Here is a 19,787-nt window from a genome sequence, read left to right as displayed (position 1 = left end):
GGCGTGTCGCACCAGTGGAGCACGATTCACACGGGGTGTGAACGCAATGCCCGAACCGTCCCGTCGCGCGCTCTGTCGCGCCGGTGCGCGGATCGGTTGAATCAGTCGCCTCGCAAGAGGCGGCCGGGTCGTCTGCTCCCCCTCGTACAGTCGACGACCCGTACCCGCCCCGTCCGTTCCGCCGACCTGCCCGGCACTCCGTGGCGGCGCGGACGGCGCGGGGAGCGCCCGTGAGCGGTTCTGTGCCGCTCGGCGAGCACGGAAGGGGCGTATCCGGTCGCCCGGATACGCCCCTTCCCTTCTGCGTGGGGTGCGCGTGGCGTCACGCGCCTCGCAGCACCGCGCCCGTCCGCTCGGCGGCCAGGGCCACCGCCGCGTCGCGGGCGGCCGTGGCCTCGTCCACCGTCAGCGTGCGGTCCGCGGCGCGGAAGCGCAGCGCGTACGCCAGGGACTTGCGGCCCGTACCGATCTGGTCGCCGGTGAAGACGTCGAACAGCCGCAGCGATTCGAGGAGTTCACCCGCGCCCGCGCGCAGCGCCTGCTCCACCTCGGCGGCGGGGACGCTGTCGGCGACGATCAGCGCGACGTCCTGGGTCGCCACCGGGAAGGCGGAGATCCTGGGCGCCTGGAGCGCACCGTCGGCGGCCTGCTCCAGGAGGTCGAGCTCGACCTCCATGGCGCAGGTGCGCTCCGGCAGGTGCAGCGCCTTGATGACGCGCGGGTGCAGTTCGCCGGCATGCCCGAAGAGGGTCTCCGCGCCGTTGACCGTGACGTACAGGGCGGCGCAGCGGCCCGGGTGCCACGGCGCGTGCTGGTCGCTGCGGACGGTCAGCTCGACGCCCGCCTCGCGGGCGATCGTACGGGCGGCCTCGATGGAGTCCGCCCAGTCGGCCGGGCGGCCCTTGCCCCACCAGCCGGCCTGCTCGCGGGCGCCCGCGAGGACGACGGCGGCGTGGCGCGGCTGGCGCGGCAGCGTGGCGTCGAGCCCGGCGATCTCCTCGTCGGTGGGGCGGCGGTCGACGGGCAGGCGTACGGCCTTCGCCCCGGCGCCGGTCAGTGGGGTCTCCCCTGCTCGGACGACGCTGAGAGCCTGGGGACGGAAGACCAGGCCGGTCTCGAAGAGCGCGAGGTCGTGGCTGCCCCGGCCGTCGTTGCGCCGCAGTGCGCCGAGCAGGCCCGGCAGCAGCGTGGTGCGCAGCGAGGGCTCCTCGTCGGAGAGCGGGTTGACGAGGTCGACCGTGCGGCGGCGGGCGTCGTCGGTGTCGAGCCCGAGCTGGTCGAGCACGGCCTCGCCGATGAACGGGTAGTTCAGCGCCTCGACGTAACCGGCTCCGGCGAGCGCCCGGCCGATCCTGCGGTGCAGCCGCTGGCGGTCGGTGAGACCGCGGCCGGACGGCGGCGTCGGGAGGGTGGACGGGAGGTTCTCGTACCCCTCCAGGCGGATGACCTCTTCGGCGAGGTCGTTCGGCTCGCCGAGGTCGGGGCGCCAGGACGGCAGGGTGACGGTCAGCTCGTCCTGCCCGTAGACGTCGCAGCCGACTTCCTGGAGGCGGCGCACGACGGTCTCGCGGCCGTACGTGACACCGGCCACCCGGTCGGGGTGGTCGGCGGGCATCACGATGGTGCGGGGTGCGGACGGGGCGCTGATCCCGGTGACCCCGGCCTCGGCGGTGCCGCCCGCGAGGAGCACCAGCAGGTCGACGGTGCGCTGGGCGGCGGCAGCGGCGGCCTGCGGGTCGGAGCCGCGCTCGAAGCGCTTGGACGCCTCGGAGGACAGCTTGTGGCGGCGCGCGGTCCGGGCGATCGAGAGCGCGTCGAAGTGCGCGGCCTCGATGACGACCTCGGTGGTGCTGTGCGCACCGTCCTGGGCATCGGCGATCTCGGTGTTGGCGCCGCCCATGACGCCCGCGAGGCCGATCGGCCCGCGGTTGTCGGTGATGACCAGGTCCTCGGCGTCCAGGACGCGGACCGTGCCGTCGAGGGTGGTGAGCTTCTCGCCCTGCTGGGCGCGGCGCACCCCGATCGGCCCGTCGACGCGCGTGCGGTCGTAGGCGTGCAGGGGCTGGCCGAGCTCCAGCATCACGTAGTTGGTGATGTCGACGGCGAGCGAGATCGGGCGCATCCCGGCCTTCTGCAGCCTGCGCTGCATCCAGATCGGCGAGCGGGCCTCGGGCTGCAGACCGACGACGGTGCGCGCGGTGAAGCTGTCGCAGCCGATCGGGTCGGCGATCTTGACCGGGTATCCGAACGCGTTCGGCGCGGGCACGTCGAGGAGGGCCGGGTCGCGCAGCGGCAGCCCGTACGCGATGGCGGTCTCACGGGCGACGCCGCGCAGGGACAGGCAGTAGCCGCGGTCGGGCGTGACGGCGATGTCGAGGACCTCGTCCACGAGCTGGAGCAGCTCGATGGCGTCGGAACCGGCCTCGTGCTCCGGCGGCAGCACGATGATGCCGTGCGTGCCGTCGTCGCCCATGCCGAGCTCGTCGGTGGAGCAGATCATGCCGTGCGAGGTCTTGCCGTACGTCTTGCGCGCGGCGATCGCGAAGTCGCCGGGCAGGACGGCGCCGGGGAGGACCACGACGACCTTGTCGCCGACGGAGAAGTTGCGGGCTCCGCAGACGATCTCCTGCGGTTCGCCGGTGCCGTTGGCGCTGCCGACGTCGACCGTGCAGAAACGGATGGGCTTCTTGAAGCCCTCCAGCTCCTCGATGGTCAGTACCTGTCCGACGACCAGCGGGCCCTTGAGGCCGGCGCCGATCTGCTCGACCCTCTCGACCTCCAGACCGACGGCGACGAGCTTGGCCTGTACGTCACGGCCGGTCTCCGTCGCCGGCAGGTCGACGTACTCCCGCAGCCAGGAAAGCGGGACGCGCATCAGATCTCCATCCCGAACGGCCGGGTGAACCGGACGTCACCCTCGACCATGTCTCTCATGTCTTCGACGTTGTGGCGGAACATCAGCATCCGTTCGATGCCGAACCCGAAGGCGAATCCGCTGTACTTCTTGGGGTCGACACCGCAGGCGATGAGCACCTTGGGGTTGACCATGCCGCAGCCGCCGAGCTCGATCCAGCCCTCGCTGCCGCAGGTGCGGCAGGGGCGGTCCGGGTTGCCGACGGAGGCGCCGCGGCAGACGTAGCAGACCATGTCCATCTCGGCGGACGGTTCGGTGAACGGGAAGAAGTTCGGCCGGAGCCGGGTCTTCATGTCCGGGCCGAAGAGCGCCTGGACCATGTGGTCGAGGGTGCCCTTGAGGTCGGCCATGGTGAGGCCCTCGTCGACGGCGAGCAGCTCGATCTGGTGGAAGACCGGGGTGTGGGTCGCGTCGAGCTCGTCGGTGCGGTAGACGCGGCCGGGGCAGACGACGTAGACGGGGGGTTCGCGGTCGAGCAGGGTGCGGGCCTGGACCGGCGAGGTGTGCGTGCGCAGCACGACACCGGACTCGTCGGTGTCGGCGCCGTCGGCACCGCGGACGAAGAAGGTGTCCTGCATCTGCCGGGCCGGGTGGTCGGGCACGAAGTTCAGGGCGTCGAAGTTGAACCACTCCGCCTCGACCTCGGGGCCCTCCGCGACCTCGTAGCCCATGGCCACGAAGACGTCCGCGACGCGCTCCATGAGGGTCGTCAGCGGGTGGCGGGCACCGGCCGGGGTGCGGTCGTAGGGCAGCGTGACATCCACCGCCTCCTCGACCAGCACGCGGGCGTCCCGCTCGGCCTCCAGCTCCGCCTGGCGGGCGGCGAGGGCCTTGCTCACAGCGCCGCGGGCCTGGCCCACGCGCTTGCCCGCCTCTGCCTTGGCCTGCGGCGGAAGGGCGCCGATCTCGCGGTTGGCGAGCGACAGGGGCGAGGTACCGCCGGTGTGCGCGGTCTTCGCCTGGGCGAGCGCGTCGAGGTCACCGGCGGCGGCGAAAGCGGCGAACGCCTCGTCCCGCATGCGCTCGATCTCTTCCGGTTTCAGTGCCTCGACCTCTACTGGGTCGTACGACTTGTTCGGTGCCGACATCTCTTCCCGTGCTTCCGATTGGCTGATACTGCTCTGAACCGGGGACACCCCGGACCCCCGCGGCCCCGCCCGACGACTGGAGCACGCAAAGGTGCCAAAGGTCGAGTCTAAAGGTCACAGGATGTGGAGGAGGCCCGTGGGCCGCTCAGGCCCTCCCGTCGACCACCACCACCCTGCCCGATTGCTCCGCACACCCTCTTAGCTCAAGTAGGCCGGCGCGCTCACGGGCAGGATAAATCGGAATTCCGCGCCGCCGCCGGGTCCGCGACCGACGGTGATCGTCCCGCCGTGCGCCTCGACGATGCCCTTGACGATATAGAGGCCCAGGCCCGTGCCGCCGCGCTTGCTTCCCCGCCAGAAACGGGTGAAGACACGGCCCATCGACTCCTCGGGGATGCCGGGGCCCTCGTCGCTCACGGTGACGGCCGTTCCCTTCTCGTCGCTCTTCGCCGGTGCGGCTGCGACCTCAATGGTGACGGTTCCCTCGCCGTGGCGCACCGCGTTTTCCAGCAGGTTGCCGAGCACCTGGTCGACCTTGTCCGGGTCGGCCCACACCCGGGGCAACGGCTGGCAGGTCCGTACGAGGAAGCGGTCGGGGGTCTGGCCGTTCGCGGTGAGGGCCTGGACGTGGCGTTCGACGGCGGCGGAGAGGTCCACGGGCTGCCGTCGCAGCTCCAGCCGGCCGGAGTCGATCCGGGAGATGTCGAGCAGTTCGGCGATGAGCCGGGTGACGCGGTTCGCGTCGGCGTCGACGGTCTCCAGCATCAGGCGCTTCTGGTCGTCGGTGAACCGCTCCCATTTGGCGAGGAGGGTCGCGGTGAAGCCCTTGACCGAGGTCAGCGGGGAACGCAGCTCGTGGGCGACCGTGGCGATCAGCTCGGCGTGGCTGCGTTCGGTGCGGCGGCGGGCCTCGGTGCCGCGCAGCGAGACGACCAGGCGTCGTACGGGGCCGGTGGGGTGTTCGCGTACGTATCGTGCGGAGACCAGGACCTCGCGACCGCCCGGCAGCAGCAGATTGCGCTCCGGCTGGCCGACCCGGGTGGCGAGGCCGCCGTACGGATCGGTCAGGGCCCACCAGCGGCGGCCCTTGAGGTCCTCCAGCGGCAGTACGTGCTCCAGGGGGCGGCCGAGAGCGGCGGCCCGGGGAACGGCCGTGATCCGGGCCGCAGCGGAGTTGAAGCAGACGACCCGGCCGCTCGCGTCGGCGATGACCAGGCCGTCCGGGAGGTCATCGGGATCCACGGCCGCGTCGGCGGGCCGGAGGGCTTGGGTATCGGCGGGCCGGATGCCCTGGGCGTCGGCCGGTCCGCCCGCCGGGCCGGGGCCCTCGTCGGCGCGCACGACGGCCGCGTGCGTCCCGCGCGGCCTGCTCATGCCGACAGCCATATCCCGTACCCCACCTCTCGAACCGGTGCAGTGGGCCCCCGAGTTCGTCACCCTACTAGTCGTCGGTGACGGAGCGACACCCTGCGGGGGCGCACTGCTGCGGTCCGCCGCCCGGCGGGATACGGGACAGGGCGTCGGTCAGACGGCGACCTCCACGCGGTCCTCGGCAGGACGTGCCTGCCGATCACGCCGCGCGAGCGATCCGGAGGCGAACGATCCGGCAGCTGTGCAGGCCGCGATCAGCACCAGGAGCAGGGCCGCTCCCCACGAGGCTCCGTTGGCCGCGCCGGTCAGCGAGGTGGCGAGCAGCGGTACGAACCCGGCCACGACGCCCGCGAGGTTGTAGGACATCGCGACGGCGCTGTAGCGGAACGCCTCGGGGAACATCCCGGAGACCACGGCGCCGATGGGGGCGTACGGAATGGAGAGTGCGCCGATACCGATCCCCACGCCGAGGTAGACCAGTGCGGGCTTGCCGGTGTCGACGAGCCAGAAGGCCGGGAAGGCGACGGCCATGGAGACGAGGCCGCCGATGGCGCAGACCTTCCAGGCGCCGATCCGGTCGGCGATCCTCCCCGCGACGACGAGCACGACGATCTCGACGACCGAGCCGATGACGGTGGCGTTCAGCATCACGGACTTGTCGATGCCCAGCTCGTCGGTGCCGTACGAGATGATGAACGTGGTCATCAGGAAGAAGCCGCCGACGCCGAGCAGGGCAGCGCCGACTCCGACGATCATGCGGCCCCAGGTGCGGCGGAACGCCTCGATGAGCGGTGCGGGCTTCGGACCGTTCTTCTCCGCGTCGGCGAGCATCGCGTGGAAGACCGGCGACTCCTCGATCCGCAGCCGCATGTACAGGGCGAAGCCGAGCAGCGGGAACGCGGCGAGGAACGGCAGGCGCCAGCCCCAGGAGTAGAAGGAGTCGTCGGGCAGCATCCCGACGAGGGCGAACGCGCCGGACGAGATCAGCGTGCCCACGGGCGAGCCGAGCTGCGGGATCGAGGAGTAGCTGCCGTGCTTCTCCTTCGGGGTGTGCTCCAGCGTGAGCAGCATGGCCCCGCTCCACTCGCCGCCGACCGATATCCCCTGGAGGAAGCGCAGCAGGGCGAGGAGGACGGGGGCCCAGATGCCGATGGTGGCGTAGCTGGGCAGCAGGCCGATGCAGCCGGTGGTGACGCCCATCATCACGACCGTGATGATCAGGGCGACCTTGCGGCCGTAACGGTCGCCGATGTGGCCGAAGACGGCTGCGCCGATGGGGCGGGCGACGAAGCCCACGGCGAAGGTGACGAAGGACGCGATGGTGCCCACGGCCGGGTCCAGCTCGGGGAAGAAGAGCCGGTTGAAGACCAGGGCGGCGGCGGTGCCGTAGAGGAAGTAGTCGTACCACTCCAGAGCGGTGCCGGTGAAGGCGGCTGTCAGCAGCCGCCGGATGTCCTTGATGTCGGGCGAGCTCACACGTTCTCCTGGGGACGGAGGGCCTGGTGGCCTTGAGGGGACGGGGGAACGGGCTGTGCGGGTGTGTGGGGGGCGGCCTGGGCCGCGAGGCCGTGCGGGTCGTGGACGGGATCGCCGCCGACGACGGTCGCGAGGACCTGGAGCGAGCCGATGCGGTCCGGATCGGTACGGAGCGGATCGGCGTCGAGGATCGTGAGGTCGGCGAGCAGGCCGGGGACGAGGCGTCCCTTGCTGCCGCCGAAGCCGGTGGCGCGGGCGGAGCCCTCCGTCCAGGCGCGCAGGGCGTCGAGGACCGGGACGCGCTCGTCGGGTCCGTACACGGCGCCCGAGCCGGTGCGCCGCTGGACCATGGCCTGAATGGCGGGCAGCGGGGCGCCGGGGGCGACGGGCCGGTCGGAGCTGCCCGGTACGGGCAGGCCGAGGTCGAGCAGCGAACGCAGCCGGTAGGACCAGGCGGTGCGCCGCGGACCGAGCGACTCGGCCATGGCGTCGCCGAACGGTGGCAGGAAGTTGTGCTGCGGTACGGGGATCACGCCGAGTTCGGCGAACCGGGCGAGCTGGTCGGGGCGGACCACTCCGGCGTGCTCGATGCGATGGTGCACGCCGGGGCGCGGGAGTTCGCGCCGGGCGCGGTCGAATGCGTCGAGCGCGAGGTCGACGGCCCGGTCGCCGATGGCGTGGGCGGCGACGGTCCAGCCGGAGCGGTGGGCGGCGACGACGGTCTCGGTCATGGCGTCGGCGTCGTTCTGGAGGTACCCGGTCGGGTTCGCGGCCTCCGCCTCGTTGTGCGGGCAGCCGCAGAACGGTTCGGTGACGGCGGCGGTACGGCCGAGGAGCGAGCCGTCCAGGAAGATCTTGACGGGGCCGAGGGAGAGCCGGTCGTCACCGAATCCGGTGCGCATCCCGAGGTCGAGCCCGAGGCCGATGCCGTCGTCGGCGTGCGAGACCAGCGGGTGCAGGACGTCGGACGCGGCCATCAGCTGGGCGCGGGCGTGGAGCCGGCCGGTGTCACGGGCGAGCTGGTAGGCGGCGAGCTCGACCGGGGTGTGGCCGATCCAGCCGCCGCCGATCCCGGCCTCCGTGAAGCTGGTGATGCCTTCGGTGAGGTAGTGCCGGGTGGCGGCGTCGACGGCGTCGGCGACGGTCTCCACGGGGTAGGGGAGCACATGCCGCTGGACGAGGCGCTGCGCGGTCTCCTCCAGGAGTCCGTCGGGCCGGCCGTCCTCGTCGCGGGAGACGACGCCGCCGTCCGGGTCGGTGAAGCCGTCGGCCAGGATGCCCGCGAGCCGCAGCACCGGGGTGTTGACGACGCAGGCGTGCCCGGAGGTGTGCTTCAGCCACACCCGCCGGCCGCCCGCGGCCCGGTCCAGGGCGTCGCGGTGCGGGTAGTGCCCACCGGTCCGGTTGTGGTCGAGTCCGGCGCCGATCACCCAGGCGTCCTCGGGCAGTCCGGCGGCGTACGCGGCCACGGCGTCGTACACCTCGTCGACGGTCCGTGCGCCGGAGACGTCGAGCTGGGTGAGGGTGAGGCCGAACCACGCGGTGTGGCAGTGGGCGTCGTTGAAGCCGGGCACGACCGTGGCGCCGCCCGCGTCGACGACCCGCGCGGCGGGAAGGTGCTCGACCTCCTCGTCGAGCCCGACGATGCGGCCGTGCAGGGCGCCGAGGACGCGCGCGGTGGGCCGGGCCTCGTCGAGGGTCAGGATGTTCGCGTTGCGGACGAGCAGATCGAGTTTCACGGGCGGGCGTCTTTCGGGTTCAGTTCTCCAGGGGCCGGGTCGTACCCGGCCGGGGCTTGCACGACCCGGTCGTACCCGGCCGGGGCTTGCGCGGCCGGGTCGTACCCGGCCGGGTCGTACGCGGCCGGGTCGTACGCGGCCGGGTCGTACGCGGCCGGGTCCTGCGGGCTCACGCGAGGTGGTGCAGCTGGGCGAGTGGCACTGCGCGGGCCGCCGGGGTGCCGGTGGGGACGCCGTCGACCAGGACGGGTGCGGGTTCGCGGGGCACCACGACGTGCGGGGTCGCGGTGTTGTGGAGCATGTCGGCGCGGGTGAGGCCGCGCGAGCCGCGGATCGGTGCGTAGGTCAGTCCCTTGGGCAGCGCCGCGCGGGCGGCCCGGTCGGCCAGCGCGGCCTCGGCGACGAAGATCCGGGAGAGCCGGGCCGGGGCCTGGCCGAGGGCGCCGAAGTAGGGCCGGTACGTGCGGGGCTGGGTCAGCCGGGTCGATCCGGAGCCGGACCCCGTGTTGCCCCACGCCACGAACCCGGCCTTGATGACCAGCTCGGGCTTCGAGCCGAAGTAGGCGGGGTGCCAGAGCACCAGGTCGGCGAGGCGCCCCACCTGGGCGGTGCCGACCTCGTGGGCGAGGCCGTGGGCGACGGCCGGGTTGAGCGTGATCTTGGCGAGGTAGCGCAGCGCCCGCTCGTTGGCGCGGTGCTCGACACCGCCCTCCCCCGCCGCCAGGGCCTGGAGGTGGGCGAGCTGCCAGGTGCGGCGGACGGTCTCGGCGATGCGTCCCATGCCCATGGAGTCGGAGTTGACGATGGAGATCGCGCCGAGGTCGTGCAGGGCGTTCTCGGCGGCGATGGCGTGGGCGCGGATACGGCCGCTGGAAATCTCCACGTCGCTGGCGGAGTGGTGGTTCTGCCGGTGGACGGTCATCGTCATCGGGAAGAGTTCCCCGACGGTGTTCGGGGTGTACGGGATGGTCGGCGTGGTCGACGACGGCAGGATGTTCGGCTCGGAGAGGATCTCCAGCAGATCGGGGTGGCCTCCGCCGCCCTCCACGTGGTAAGCGTGCACGGTCCGGCCCCGGGTGGAGCCGATGGTGTCGCGCAGATAGCCGGACTCGTTCATGGAATCGGTGTGCAGGGCGACCGGCAGATCGGCGGCCTCCGCGGTGTCGAGGCAGTTGTCGATGATGCGCGGGGTGGCCCCGAAGTCCTCGTGGACCTTGAAGCCGCCGGCCCCGGCGAGCACCGATTCGTCGAGCAGGGTGCGGGAGCTGGACGAGCCACGGGCGAGGAACGCGATGTTGAGCGGGGTGCCCTGCCAGGAACTCATCAGGGTGTGCAGATTGTGGGCGGGGTTGCAGCCGATCTCCCAGACCCCGCCGAGCCCCATGCCGACGAGCGTGGTGACCCCGGCGGCGAGCGCGGCGGGCGCCACCTCGGGCGAGGAGAGGTGGACATGGCTGTCCACGATGCCGGGCGTGGCGATCAGCCCTTCGCCGGGGACGACCGAGGTGTGCGAGTCGATGGCGTACTCGACCGGCATCACGTCCGGGTTGCCGACGCCGCCGACGGAGACGATCCGGCCGTCCTTGATGCCGATGTCGGTCTTGCGGATGCCCAGGACGGGGTCCATGAGGACGACTCCGGCGACCACCATGTCCAGGGCGGAGTCACGGTCGGAGCGGGGCGAGGCGAGCAGCCCGTCGCGTACGGTCTTGCCGCAGCCGCCGAGCAGTTCGTCACCCGGGGTGCCGTCGTCGGCCTCCACCTCGACCCAGAGGGAGGTGTCGCCGAGCCGGATGCGATCACCGGTGGTGGGCCCGTACAGAGCGTTGTACGTACGGCGGTCGATGCTGGTCATGCGCTCTGCTCCTCGGACTGGGCGGGCTGCGGGAGACGGGAGAGGGGGATCAGCGAGACCTCCCGGGACTCCCCCGGTTCGAAGGCCAGCGCCGTACCGGCCGCGATGTCCAGCCGCAGTCCCCGTGCCGCTTCCCGGTCCAGCTCCAGGGCCGCGTTCACCTCGTGCAGCGGATAGTGCGAGGAGACGAACACTGTACGGTCGCCGATGTTGCGGAGGGTGAGGGTGGTCCGTGGGCGGCCCTCGTTGATCCGTACGGGATCGGGGGCGGTCCGTACGGCGCCGGGGGCGGTGTCGGGGCTGCCCGGGCCGATCGGCCGGTCCACGGCGACGAGGGCGGTTCCGCTCGGGAAGAGTGCCTCGACCTGCACGGTGGTCACGATGTCGGCCACGCCGTCCATCACGTCGGCCTCGGTGAGCACGGCACGGCCCACCTCGATCACTTCGTCCAGACCGAGCCCGTCCCAGGCGGCTTCCAGCACCTCGTCACAGATCAGGGCGATGGCCTCCGGCGTGTTCAGCCGGCGGCCGCGCGCCCTGCGGCGGCGGGCCAGTTCGGCGACGGTGAACAGTTGGAGACGCTCCTGCTCGCGAGGCGTCAGATGCACTGCCAGGACCTCCCTGAATGCGGTGGGCCCGGAGAGGATTTCCGGGTTGCCTCAGCTTCGAGGGCAACGAGCACAAATCCAACGTCGAAACATCACCCGTACAGCCCCTTACATTGGTCATATGCACACTCCGGTTTCCGATTCTCCCGCCCCGTCCCGTCGGATCGCCGAACTGGCGGGCCAGTGCCTGGACAACATCGACGGCCTGATCGGCCAGTGGATGGAGATGATCGACCCGGTCCGCAGCGCCTATGCGGACCGGGTGCCGGACGCCGATTTCCGCAGCTCCGCCTGGCAGGCGTTCGAACTGCTGCTGCGTACGGTGGCGCGGCTCCCGGTGCCCGTGCACATCGCGGGGGTGTCGCAGCGCGTGGGTGAGCAGCGGGCCCGCCAGGGTGTCCCTCTGGACTCGCTGCTGGCGGTGGCCCGGCTGGACTTCCGGGTCGTGTGGGCGGCACTGGTCCAGCGGGCGGACGAGGACGACATGGCGGAGCTGGTGACGTCGGCCTACCACGTGTGGGAGGCCGTCGAGTCCCATGTCACCGGCATCATGACGGCGTATCAGCGCACGGTTCTGGAGATGGGGCGGCGCGAGGAGGACGAGCGCCGGATGTGGTTCTCCCGGCTGCTGGAGAGCGAGGGCCACAACCCGACGGTGGTACGGAACGCGGCACTGGCCCTCGGTTTCGACAGTGCCGGGACGTTTCTGTGCGCGGCGGCCCCGACAGCCGAGGGTTCGGGGCTGCACCTGGCGGCCACGGCGCTGCGCGCGGCGGGTGCTCCGGTGCAGTACCAGGCGGTCGGCGGGGACGCGGTGCTGGTGGTGGAGCTGGGCCGGCGCATCACCTGGCAGTCGGTGCTGATCCGGCTCGCCTCCACCCCGTGCGGCGTCTCGCCGCAGACGCGTGGGCTCGCGGCGGTGCCCAGGGCGGCCGTGCTGGCCATCGCGACGGCGCAGACGCTGCCGCCGGACGCGCGTGCGCCGAGACTGCTGGAGGACAGCTGGCTGGATGTGCTGGTGCGGCGGGCCGGGGACTTCGGTACCGATCTGGCCGCCGATGTGCTCGGCGGTCTCGACGGCCCCGGAGTGTCGGCCACGGAGACGGCTCGCCTGCTGGAGACCGTCACCGAGCATCTGAACGGCAGCGGCTCCATCGCGGACACGGCGGCCGCGCTGTACTGCCATCGCAACACGGTGCAGCACCGCTTCGCCCGCTTCCACGAGCTGACCGGCCGCGACATCCGGCGGCCCGACGACGCGGCACTGGTGGCGGTGGCCCTGCGGGCCAGGAACGCGGCCGTGGGCTGAGGCCGGCCCCGTCGGCGCGGCCCGTCCCGGAGGACGGTCTCAGCGGCGGGGGCGCTGGGCCCGTGCGGAGGCGTACAGGCAGACGGCCGCCGCGGTGGCCAGATTGAGGCTCTCCGCCTTGCCGTGGATCGGCACCCGCACGACGGCGTCGGCCAGGGCACGGGTCTCCTCCGGCAGGCCCCACGCCTCGTTCCCGAAGACCCAGGCGGTCGGCCCGCCCATGGTTCCGGCGTCGAGTTCGTCGTCGAGGTCGTCATCGCCCGCTCCGTCGGCGGCGAGAATCCGTACGCCCGCGTCCCTCAGCTCTCGCACGGCCTGCTCGACCGGGACGCCGACGGCTACCGGCAGGTGGAAGAGCGAGCCGACCGAGGCCCGGACGGACTTGGGGTTGTAGAGGTCCACCGAGGCGTCGGTGAGCACGACGGCGTCGGCGCCCGCGGCGTCGGCGCAGCGCAGTACCGTGCCGGCGTTTCCCGGATCCCGTACGTGGGCGAGGACGGCGACCAGCTTCGGCTTCGCGGCGACGATGGCGTCGAACGGTGCGTCGAGGAAGCGGCAGACACCGATCAGCCCCTGCGGGGTGACGGTCTGCGACACATCGGCGAGGACGTCCCCGTCGGCGAGGTGGACCCGGGCGCCGGCCGCGCGGGCGGCGTCGACGATGTCGGCGTACCGCTCGGCCGCCTCGACGGTGGCGAACAGCTCGATCAGCGTCGCCTCCCCGTCGCTCCCGCGGTGCCCGGCGGCCTCACGCACGGCCTGCGGCCCCTCGGCGATGAACCTGCGCTCCTTGCCGCGGAAGGTGCGCTTGGCCAGCCGCCGGGCGGCGGTGACGCGCGGAGATCGCGGGGAGATCAGTTCGGGGGTGCCCATGGTCGGCGGGGAGCCTCTCTGCGTGCGGAGGTGAGGGGTACGGCCGTGGCGGACGTACGGAGCATGTCGTGCAACGCACCGGACCCGCAGACGACGAGCGCCTGCGGGTCCGGCTCAGAAGCCAAGAAGTGCGACCTGGATCAGGCGGCCTTCGGGGCGTTGACGTCGCTCGGGAGGGCCTTCTGGGCGACCTCGACGAGGGCGGCGAACGCGTTGGCGTCGTTGACCGCGAGCTCGGCCAGGATCTTGCGGTCCACCTCGACGTTGGCGGCCTTCAGACCCTGGATGAGGCGGTTGTACGTCATGCCGTTCTGGCGGGCAGCGGCGTTGATGCGCTGGATCCACAGCTGACGGAAGTCGCCCTTGCGCTTCTTGCGGTCGTTGTAGTTGTAGACGAGGGAGTGGGTGACCTGCTCCTTCGCCTTGCGGTACAGGCGGGAGCGCTGGCCCCGGTAACCGCTGGCCTGCTCGAGGATTGCCCGGCGCTTCTTGTGGGCGTTCACTGCCCGCTTGACGCGTGCCACTTTTTAACTCCTTGTAGCGGGGCCGTGGTTGGACTCACACGGCCCGGAAACGAATTGGTCCCGGTCTGGGTCGAGATCGCCGCCCGCGGGTTCACCGAGGGCCGCGGGCTCACTTGCCGAGAAGCTTCTTGACCTTCTTGGCGTCGGCCGGGGCCAGCTCGACCGTGCCGGTCAGCGAGCGGGTCTTCTTGGACGACTTGTGCTCAAGAAGGTGGCGCTTGCCGGCGCGCTCACGGAGCACCTTGCCGGAGCCGGTGATCTTGAAGCGCTTGCTGGCACCGCTGTGCGTCTTGTTCTTCGGCATCGCGCCGTTCTCTCCTCGTCAGTGGCGCCCCTCTCGGTGCGGGCACCGGGCAGCAGGGGCGTCAGATCTTGGTGGGATTCCGGGGAGACCCGGGGCCGCCTGGATGGCGGCCCCCAGAGGTCACGCCTCGGAAGGTGTATCGGCCGGAGCCTCGGACTGCGCTTCGGCAGACCCGGCGTCGGGGGTGGAACCCTGACGCTCCGCCTTGCGGGCGGCCTGGGCCTCGCGGGCCTCGGCCATGGCTTCGGTCTTCTTCTTGTGCGGGCCCAGAACCATGATCATGTTCCGGCCGTCCTGCTTCGGGTTGGACTCGATGAAGCCGAGTTCCTCCACGTCCGAAGCGAGACGCTGGAGCAGTCGGAAGCCCAGCTCGGGGCGGGACTGCTCACGACCACGGAACATGATCGTGATCTTGACCTTGTCGCCCTGCTTGAGGAACCGGACGACGTGACCCTTCTTGGTGTCATAGTCGTGCGGGTCGATCTTCGGCCGGAGCTTCATCTCCTTGATGACCGTGTGCGCCTGGTTCTTGCGCGCCTCACGGGCCTTCATGGCCGACTCGTACTTGAACTTCCCGTAGTCCATGAGCTTGCACACGGGCGGACGGGCGGTCGCCGCCACCTCGACCAGGTCGAGGTCGTACTCCTGCGCGAGTTCCAGGGCCTTGGCAAGCGGAACAATCCCGACCTGCTCGCCGCTGGGACCGACAAGTCGCACCTCGGGAACGCGAATCCGGTCGTTGATGCGGGGCTCGGCGCTGATGGATCCTCCTCGGTAGCACCACGTGACCGCCTGGCGGACAGCCACGTAACGTCTGTTGTGTGAGACCAACCGCACCAGGTCAATAAAAATGCCCCGGACGGGACACAGGCGGGGCTCCTGGAACTACCGGAACACCGCCGCGGTCAACCGCGGGGCGCATCGGGCGGCTCCATCGTCCGTACGGAACGATGGGCGCCACCTGACCGGTGACCCGCTGTCCTGAAGGACAGCCAGGTGGGAGATCGGAGCCTCCACTTGTGGGCCGGGCACATAGCTGCCCAGCCGGTCGTCACTCCAGGTTAGCAGCTCCTCGGAGTGGACGCTAACCGGTCGGCACCGACCGCTCCCTGGGACAGGGCGGCGCCCGACGGGGCCTATCGTATGGCGCATGAGTGACGCGACCCCCACCAACGACTCCCCCGGCTTCGACGACATGGCCCGCGACATCGCGGAGGTGCCCGCGGTCGAGGTGATCGTGACGGTCGCGGTCAATCTGATGAGCGCCGCCGCCGTGAAGCTCGGCCTGACCGAGGAGGGCGACGAGCACAAGGACCTCGACGAGGCCCGCAAGCTGGTGCACGCGCTGGCCGGCCTGCTGGACGCCGGGGCCACCGAGATCAGCTCCTTCCACGCTTCTCCGCTGCGTGACGGCCTGAAGTCCCTGCAACTGGCGTTCCGGGAAGCGTCGCTCGTACCGGACGAGCCCGGCCAGGGCCCCGGCGAGAAGTACACCGGCCCCGTCTTCGGCTGAGCCCGCCCCTCTTCCCTGCTTTTCCCTGCTTTTCCCTGCTTTTCCCTCTTTTCTCGATCCTCGACTGAGCCCCTGCCCGTGCCGGGCAGGGGCTCAGTCGTGCGAGCCGAGGATCGAGTGATCAGCGCGTGAACAGGGGCTCGCCGGGTGCCGCCGCACCGGCCGGGAGCAGCGCCAGGTCCAGGCCGCGCACCAGGCGGGCGCGCAGGACGTCGTCGGTCGCGAGCAGTTCCGCGACCCGGCGGGCCACGACGGCGGGGTCCGCGCCGGGTACGAGCACGAGGGCCAGGGTGCCGTCGGAGCTGCCGGGGCCGAGATGGGCCCGGAGCACCGCGGGCTCGGCGGCCACCGCGTCCCGTACCGCCGAGACGACCGCGGGGTCGTCCAGCGGGTCGGCGCTGGTGCGGCCCTCCGCGAGGGCGAGCAGCGCGGAACCGGTCAGCTCGAACGCGACCGGGCCGGCGAGGTCGAGAACGACCGTGTCCGCCTTCTCGTGCGCGGCAGCCTGGAGCGCCTGGTGCAGGGGGACGGCGACGGGGCGGGCCTGCGGATCCCAGCGGGCCAGCGAAACGGTCGAGGTGAAGGCGGGCAGGGCGCGCCGGTCTCCCGCCTGCAGGGTGGGGACGGCCATGTCGCTGGTCTTCTCGCGACGCAGCCCGTTCTCGTCCTCCTCCACCTCCCCCAGCACGGCGACGACGGGGACCAGGAGCCGGGCGCCCCTGAGGGCTTCGAGTACCGGTCCGACGGCCTCGCGGTCCGCGGCCCAGGCGGCGAGTGCCGCGCTCAGGGCCGGGTCGGCCGTGCCGTCGTCGTCGGAGTATCCGGGGTCCGGAATGTTCTTCAGCGCCACGGGGCGAGCCTAGTGCCTGGGTTTTCTCATCCTTTCGACAGGTCGGACCCAGCCGGTTCCCAGGTGCCGCTCCTAGCGTCCGGGGCATGTCCCGAAACAGAGGTCGCGGCTTCGTCCGTACCGCTTCCGTGACGGTCGTGATCCTGCTGGCGGGTTCGGCCGTGGGCGGAATCCGGCTGGCCGGCCGGTCGTCGGATCACGCTCCCGGCTCCGCGGCGTCCGTATCGTCCGTATCGGCCGCCGGGGCCACCCCCGTCCCGGCAACGACGAGTGAGGAGCCGACGGTGGATCTCGACGCGGCGCTGGCCTCGGCGGTGGATCCGCTGCTGGCCGACACGGGTGACGTGCGGGTGTCCGTCGCGGTGCTGGACACCGGGAACGGGGCACGGGCCGTCTACGGGGACGAGTCGTACGACACCGCGAGCATCGTCAAGGTCGACATACTCGCCGCGCTGCTGCTCAGGGCACAGGACGAGGAGCGCGCCCTCACCACCGGCGAGCGCGACAGCGCGACCGCCATGATCGAGCGGAGCGACAACGCGTCCGCCACCACGCTGCTGCAGGCGGTCGGCGGCGCGCAGGCCCTCGACGCGGCCAACGAACGCCTCGGTCTGACCGGGACCACGGCCGCGGACGCCTGGGGGCTGACCCGGACCACGGCGACGGATCAGCTGACCCTGCTGGAGGCGGTGTTCGGTACGGAGTCGGAGCTGAACGAGGATTCCCGTACGTACCTGCGGGGGCTGATGGGGCAGGTGGAGGCCGACCAGCAGTGGGGCGTGTCGGCGGCGGGCAGCGGTTGGGCGCTGAAGAACGGCTGGATGCCCCGGACGGCGACCGGGCTGTGGGACATCAACAGCATCGGGCAGGTGCGGGCGGACGGCCGCACGTATCTGGTGGCGGTGCTCTCGGGCGGGCAGCCGACGAAGGAGACCGGGATCGCGCTCGTCGAGTCGGTCGCGAAGGCGGCGGTGGGTGTGCTCGACGCCACCCGGTGAGCGCCGGCCGCCCGGTGAGCCGGAGGCGCCCCGAGCCGGAGGCGCCCTGGGCCGGATGAGCGGCCCGGACGGTGTTCAGCGACGCGCGGCGGACGGTCTGTTGTACCTGCCGCGCCACAGCACCACGGCGAGGGCCAGCAGGGCCGCCCCGAGGCCGCCCGCCGCGGGCGCGAGCCAGCCCGCCGGGCCGCTGTCGTGGTGCTCGACGGTCGGGCCGGGGCCGAAGTACCGCTTCCGGTAACCCGCCTCGGCGGACTCGGCGCGCACACCCGCGGGACGGAGGTCGGCCGCGGCGTCGATCGCCGCGGCAGGGTCGACGATGCCGTAGCCGCGGGCGTCGTCACGACCCGATGCCGGGGCGCTGCGGGCCGTGTCCGTGAGCAGGTGCTTGATCTGGGCGGGTGTCAGTCCCGGGTGCGCGGCGCGCACCAGCGCGACCGCGCCGGAGACGAAGGCCGCGGCGGCGGAGGTGCCCCACTCCACGTAGTACTTCCGGTCGGGTGCGGCGACGACGATGTCGACTCCCGGGGCGCTGACCGTGGCGTACCAGCGGCGCGTGGAGAACGCGGCATGCGTGCCGTACCGGTCGACGGCGGCGACCGCGATCACGCCGGGGTAGGCGGCGGGGTACGAGATGTGGTCGCCCTTCTCTCCTCCGTTGCCCGATGAGGCGACGACGACGGCCCCCTTCTTCAGTGCGTACTGGATGGCGGCGTCCTCGCCCGCTTCGGGGTGCGCGGACTCGCTGTCGTCGCCGAGCGAGAGGTTGATGACGTCGGCGCCGTGGTCGGCGGCCCAGCGGATGCCGTCGGCGAGGGCCGTGCCGCGGGACTGCCGTGCCTTGGTGCGGGCCGGGTCCGAGGCTTCGAGAATCACCCGCACGGGGAGGATCCTTGCCTCCGGAGCGATGCCCAGCACTCCCTCGCTCCGGTCGGCGCCATGGCCATGACCTGCGATGATCCCGGCCATGGCGGTACCGTGCCGCGCCCAGGAACGGTCGCCGCGGGCGGCACCGAAGCCGATCATGTCCTTGCCGGGCAGCACTTGGCCGGCCAGGTCGGGGAGGCTGTCGTCGACGCCGGTGTCGACGACGGCGACGGTGACCCCCTTGCCCTTGGTGGTCCGCCATGCCTGGTCGGTGTGGAGTGCCTGGAGGCCCCACTGCTGTTCCCGGATGGCATCGGCCCTGGCCGGTGCGGCGGGCAGGAGTGCGAACGCCATGGCGGCGCAGACCGCGCCCAGGGCGCGGCGGCGGGTGCGAGGGGTGCGGCGGATCATTCCGGCTTCTCCGTGAGGTCGGTGATCGTCCGGCGCAGGCCGCGCTCGATCCGGTCGGCGATTCCCTTGGCCTCGTGGCCGAGTCCGGCCTGGGCGGCGGCCGTGGTGGCGTTCGCGGCCATGGCCTTGGCGGCGGGCTGCGGATCGGTGACCGTACGCCCGTCGGCGAACCCGGAGACGGCGAACATGACGACGGGCACCTCGGTCAGTACGTGAACGGTCCAACTGGCGCGCTGCCGGTCGCCGAATCCGGCGGCGGCCGTGCCCTCGACCGGGTACGTGCGGGGCATCAGGTCGGTGCGCCGGTCGAGGTGCTGGTCGGCGAAGCGGGTGCTCAGCGCCTTCATGGCCGCGGTGTCGCCCTCGGTGAAGACCGCCCCGACCGTGGTGACGCTGCTGCTGGTGGCGTCGGTGTAGGTGGCCCGGAGCATGCGCACGCAGCCCACCGGGCCGAGTGTCCTGGCCAGCAGCGGGTCCAGGCCCGCCGTGCAGCCGCTGTCCGGGGCGACGGCGACCCTGGTCCAGACCCGGTCGGCCCCGCCGGGCCCCGCTCCTTCGCCCTTGAGCGTGCGCGGGAAGAGGGTGTCCACGGGGACGCTGTGCCAGACCGTGCGCCCCACCGTGTAGGCGCTGTGCGCGGCGGGGTCGGCCGAGGAGTCGCCGGTGAGCCAGGCGCCGGTGGCCGCGCCGCCGATCAGTCCGAGTCCGAGCACGACACAGACCGCTGCGGTCGCGGTCCTGATCGGACGGCGGGTCCGGACGGGGCGCAGCCGGGTGGTCGTCTCGACGGGCGTCTCGGGGAACGGAGGGCGGTACGGATACGGGTACGGATGGGGGTGCGGATGGGGGTGCGGGTACGGCCGCGACAGGTGCTGCGGGGCAGGGACCGGCCCGGCGTGCGGCGGGGCCGCGCCGGGTCGCGGCGTCAGGTCCACGGCACCGACGGGGCGCCGCCGGGTCGCGGCGGGCGGACCGGCCGGTCCGGTCTGCGCGGTGGTGGGTGGGGCCGCGGCGGGTGCGGGAGCGCGGGGCACGGCTCGCAGCCGTGCCGTGGTCTCCACGGGCGGTGCCTCGGGTGCGGGTGCCG

General features: G+C 72.2%; 18 protein-coding genes. 3 read left to right on the top strand and 15 right to left on the bottom strand.

Translation table 11 applies throughout. The features are described 5' to 3' along the window. Positions 1 to 322: 322 nt before the first annotated feature. The 8 genes from pheT to ureA all read right to left on the bottom strand — a co-directional run bounded on the left by pheT (position 323) and on the right by ureA (position 11,051). Positions 323 to 2,875 (bottom strand): phenylalanine--tRNA ligase subunit beta, encoded by a 2,553-nt coding sequence (gene pheT / locus ACFVUT_RS04515; protein WP_389647046.1) that lies wholly within the window; start codon positions 2,873 to 2,875, stop codon positions 323 to 325. Then, a complete protein-coding gene (gene pheS / locus ACFVUT_RS04510) occupies positions 2,875 to 4,002 on the bottom strand; it encodes a phenylalanine--tRNA ligase subunit alpha (RefSeq protein ID WP_389647044.1) in 1,128 nt (375 codons plus the stop codon). The genes pheT and pheS overlap by 1 nt, the downstream gene beginning before the upstream one ends. 198 nt (positions 4,003 to 4,200) lie before the next feature. Next, positions 4,201 to 5,388 (bottom strand): ATP-binding protein, encoded by a 1,188-nt coding sequence (locus ACFVUT_RS04505; RefSeq protein WP_389647041.1) that lies wholly within the window; start codon positions 5,386 to 5,388, stop codon positions 4,201 to 4,203. A 138-nt stretch (positions 5,389 to 5,526) separates the two neighbouring features. Then, positions 5,527 to 6,849 carry an MFS transporter gene (locus ACFVUT_RS04500; RefSeq protein ID WP_389647039.1) on the bottom strand — a complete coding sequence of 441 codons (1,323 nt, stop codon included), beginning with the start codon at positions 6,847 to 6,849 and terminating at the stop codon, positions 5,527 to 5,529. Further along, on the bottom strand, positions 6,846 to 8,588 hold the full coding sequence (locus ACFVUT_RS04495) for an amidohydrolase (RefSeq protein ID WP_389647036.1): 1,743 nt from the start codon (positions 8,586 to 8,588) through the stop codon (positions 6,846 to 6,848). The genes ACFVUT_RS04500 and ACFVUT_RS04495 overlap by 4 nt, the downstream gene beginning before the upstream one ends. After that, positions 8,585 to 8,761 (bottom strand): hypothetical protein, encoded by a 177-nt coding sequence (locus ACFVUT_RS04490; RefSeq protein ID WP_389647033.1) that lies wholly within the window; start codon positions 8,759 to 8,761, stop codon positions 8,585 to 8,587. The genes ACFVUT_RS04495 and ACFVUT_RS04490 overlap by 4 nt, the downstream gene beginning before the upstream one ends. After that, entirely contained in the window at positions 8,758 to 10,443 is a 1,686-nt protein-coding gene (locus tag ACFVUT_RS04485; protein WP_389647030.1) for an urease subunit alpha, read from the bottom strand. Before ACFVUT_RS04485 ends, ACFVUT_RS04490 begins: the two co-directional genes overlap by 4 nt. Then, on the bottom strand, positions 10,440 to 11,051 hold the full coding sequence (gene ureA / locus ACFVUT_RS04480; RefSeq protein WP_389647027.1) for an urease subunit gamma: 612 nt from the start codon (positions 11,049 to 11,051) through the stop codon (positions 10,440 to 10,442). Before ureA ends, ACFVUT_RS04485 begins: the two co-directional genes overlap by 4 nt. 121 nt (positions 11,052 to 11,172) lie before the next feature. On the opposite strand from ureA, the gene ACFVUT_RS04475 reads away from it, so the two are divergent. Further along, positions 11,173 to 12,360, top strand: coding sequence for a PucR family transcriptional regulator (locus ACFVUT_RS04475; protein WP_389647024.1), 1,188 nt, complete (start codon positions 11,173 to 11,175; stop codon positions 12,358 to 12,360). A 39-nt stretch (positions 12,361 to 12,399) separates the two neighbouring features. Here ACFVUT_RS04475 and ACFVUT_RS04470 read toward each other — a convergent pair whose 3' ends face one another. The 4 genes from ACFVUT_RS04470 to infC all read right to left on the bottom strand — a co-directional run bounded on the left by ACFVUT_RS04470 (position 12,400) and on the right by infC (position 14,868). After that, the gene (locus ACFVUT_RS04470; RefSeq protein WP_389647022.1) at positions 12,400 to 13,233 is read right to left on the bottom strand and encodes a TrmH family RNA methyltransferase; all 834 of its coding nucleotides are present in this window, start codon (positions 13,231 to 13,233) and stop codon (positions 12,400 to 12,402) included. Between the two features lie 140 nt (positions 13,234 to 13,373). Continuing rightward, positions 13,374 to 13,757, bottom strand: coding sequence for a 50S ribosomal protein L20 (gene rplT / locus ACFVUT_RS04465; protein ID WP_143625552.1), 384 nt, complete (start codon positions 13,755 to 13,757; stop codon positions 13,374 to 13,376). Positions 13,758 to 13,866: 109 nt separating this feature from the next. Next, positions 13,867 to 14,061, bottom strand: a complete 195-nt coding sequence (gene rpmI, locus ACFVUT_RS04460) for a 50S ribosomal protein L35 (protein ID WP_114243588.1) — start codon at positions 14,059 to 14,061, stop codon at positions 13,867 to 13,869. A 120-nt stretch (positions 14,062 to 14,181) separates the two neighbouring features. Continuing rightward, on the bottom strand, positions 14,182 to 14,868 hold the full coding sequence (infC, locus tag ACFVUT_RS04455) for a translation initiation factor IF-3 (RefSeq protein WP_389647018.1): 687 nt from the start codon (positions 14,866 to 14,868) through the stop codon (positions 14,182 to 14,184). A gap of 343 nt (positions 14,869 to 15,211) precedes the next feature. Here infC and ACFVUT_RS04450 point away from each other — a divergent pair, with 343 nt between their 5' ends. Continuing rightward, positions 15,212 to 15,574, top strand: coding sequence for a DUF1844 domain-containing protein (locus tag ACFVUT_RS04450; RefSeq protein WP_389647015.1), 363 nt, complete (start codon positions 15,212 to 15,214; stop codon positions 15,572 to 15,574). Positions 15,575 to 15,695: 121 nt separating this feature from the next. Here the strand turns inward: ACFVUT_RS04450 and ACFVUT_RS04445 are convergent, their stop codons facing one another. Beyond that, a complete protein-coding gene (locus ACFVUT_RS04445; protein WP_389647012.1) occupies positions 15,696 to 16,424 on the bottom strand; it encodes an SseB family protein in 729 nt (242 codons plus the stop codon). An 86-nt stretch (positions 16,425 to 16,510) separates the two neighbouring features. Between ACFVUT_RS04445 and ACFVUT_RS04440 the strand changes: the two genes are divergently transcribed. Beyond that, positions 16,511 to 17,422 (top strand): serine hydrolase, encoded by a 912-nt coding sequence (locus ACFVUT_RS04440; RefSeq protein WP_389647009.1) that lies wholly within the window; start codon positions 16,511 to 16,513, stop codon positions 17,420 to 17,422. Positions 17,423 to 17,497: 75 nt separating this feature from the next. On the opposite strand, the gene mycP is transcribed toward ACFVUT_RS04440, so the two are convergent. Next, on the bottom strand, positions 17,498 to 18,700 hold the full coding sequence (gene mycP / locus ACFVUT_RS04435; protein WP_389647007.1) for a type VII secretion-associated serine protease mycosin: 1,203 nt from the start codon (positions 18,698 to 18,700) through the stop codon (positions 17,498 to 17,500). Then, on the bottom strand, positions 18,697 to 19,635 hold the full coding sequence (locus ACFVUT_RS04430) for a hypothetical protein (RefSeq protein WP_389647712.1): 939 nt from the start codon (positions 19,633 to 19,635) through the stop codon (positions 18,697 to 18,699). The genes mycP and ACFVUT_RS04430 overlap by 4 nt, the downstream gene beginning before the upstream one ends. Between the last annotated feature and the right edge of the window lie 152 nt (positions 19,636 to 19,787).

Origin of the sequence: Streptomyces sp. NPDC058051 (assembly GCF_042885475.1) — a bacterium.
Taxonomy (GTDB): Bacteria; Actinomycetota; Actinomycetes; order Streptomycetales; family Streptomycetaceae; genus Streptomyces.
This window is presented reverse-complemented; position numbering and strand designations above follow the sequence as displayed.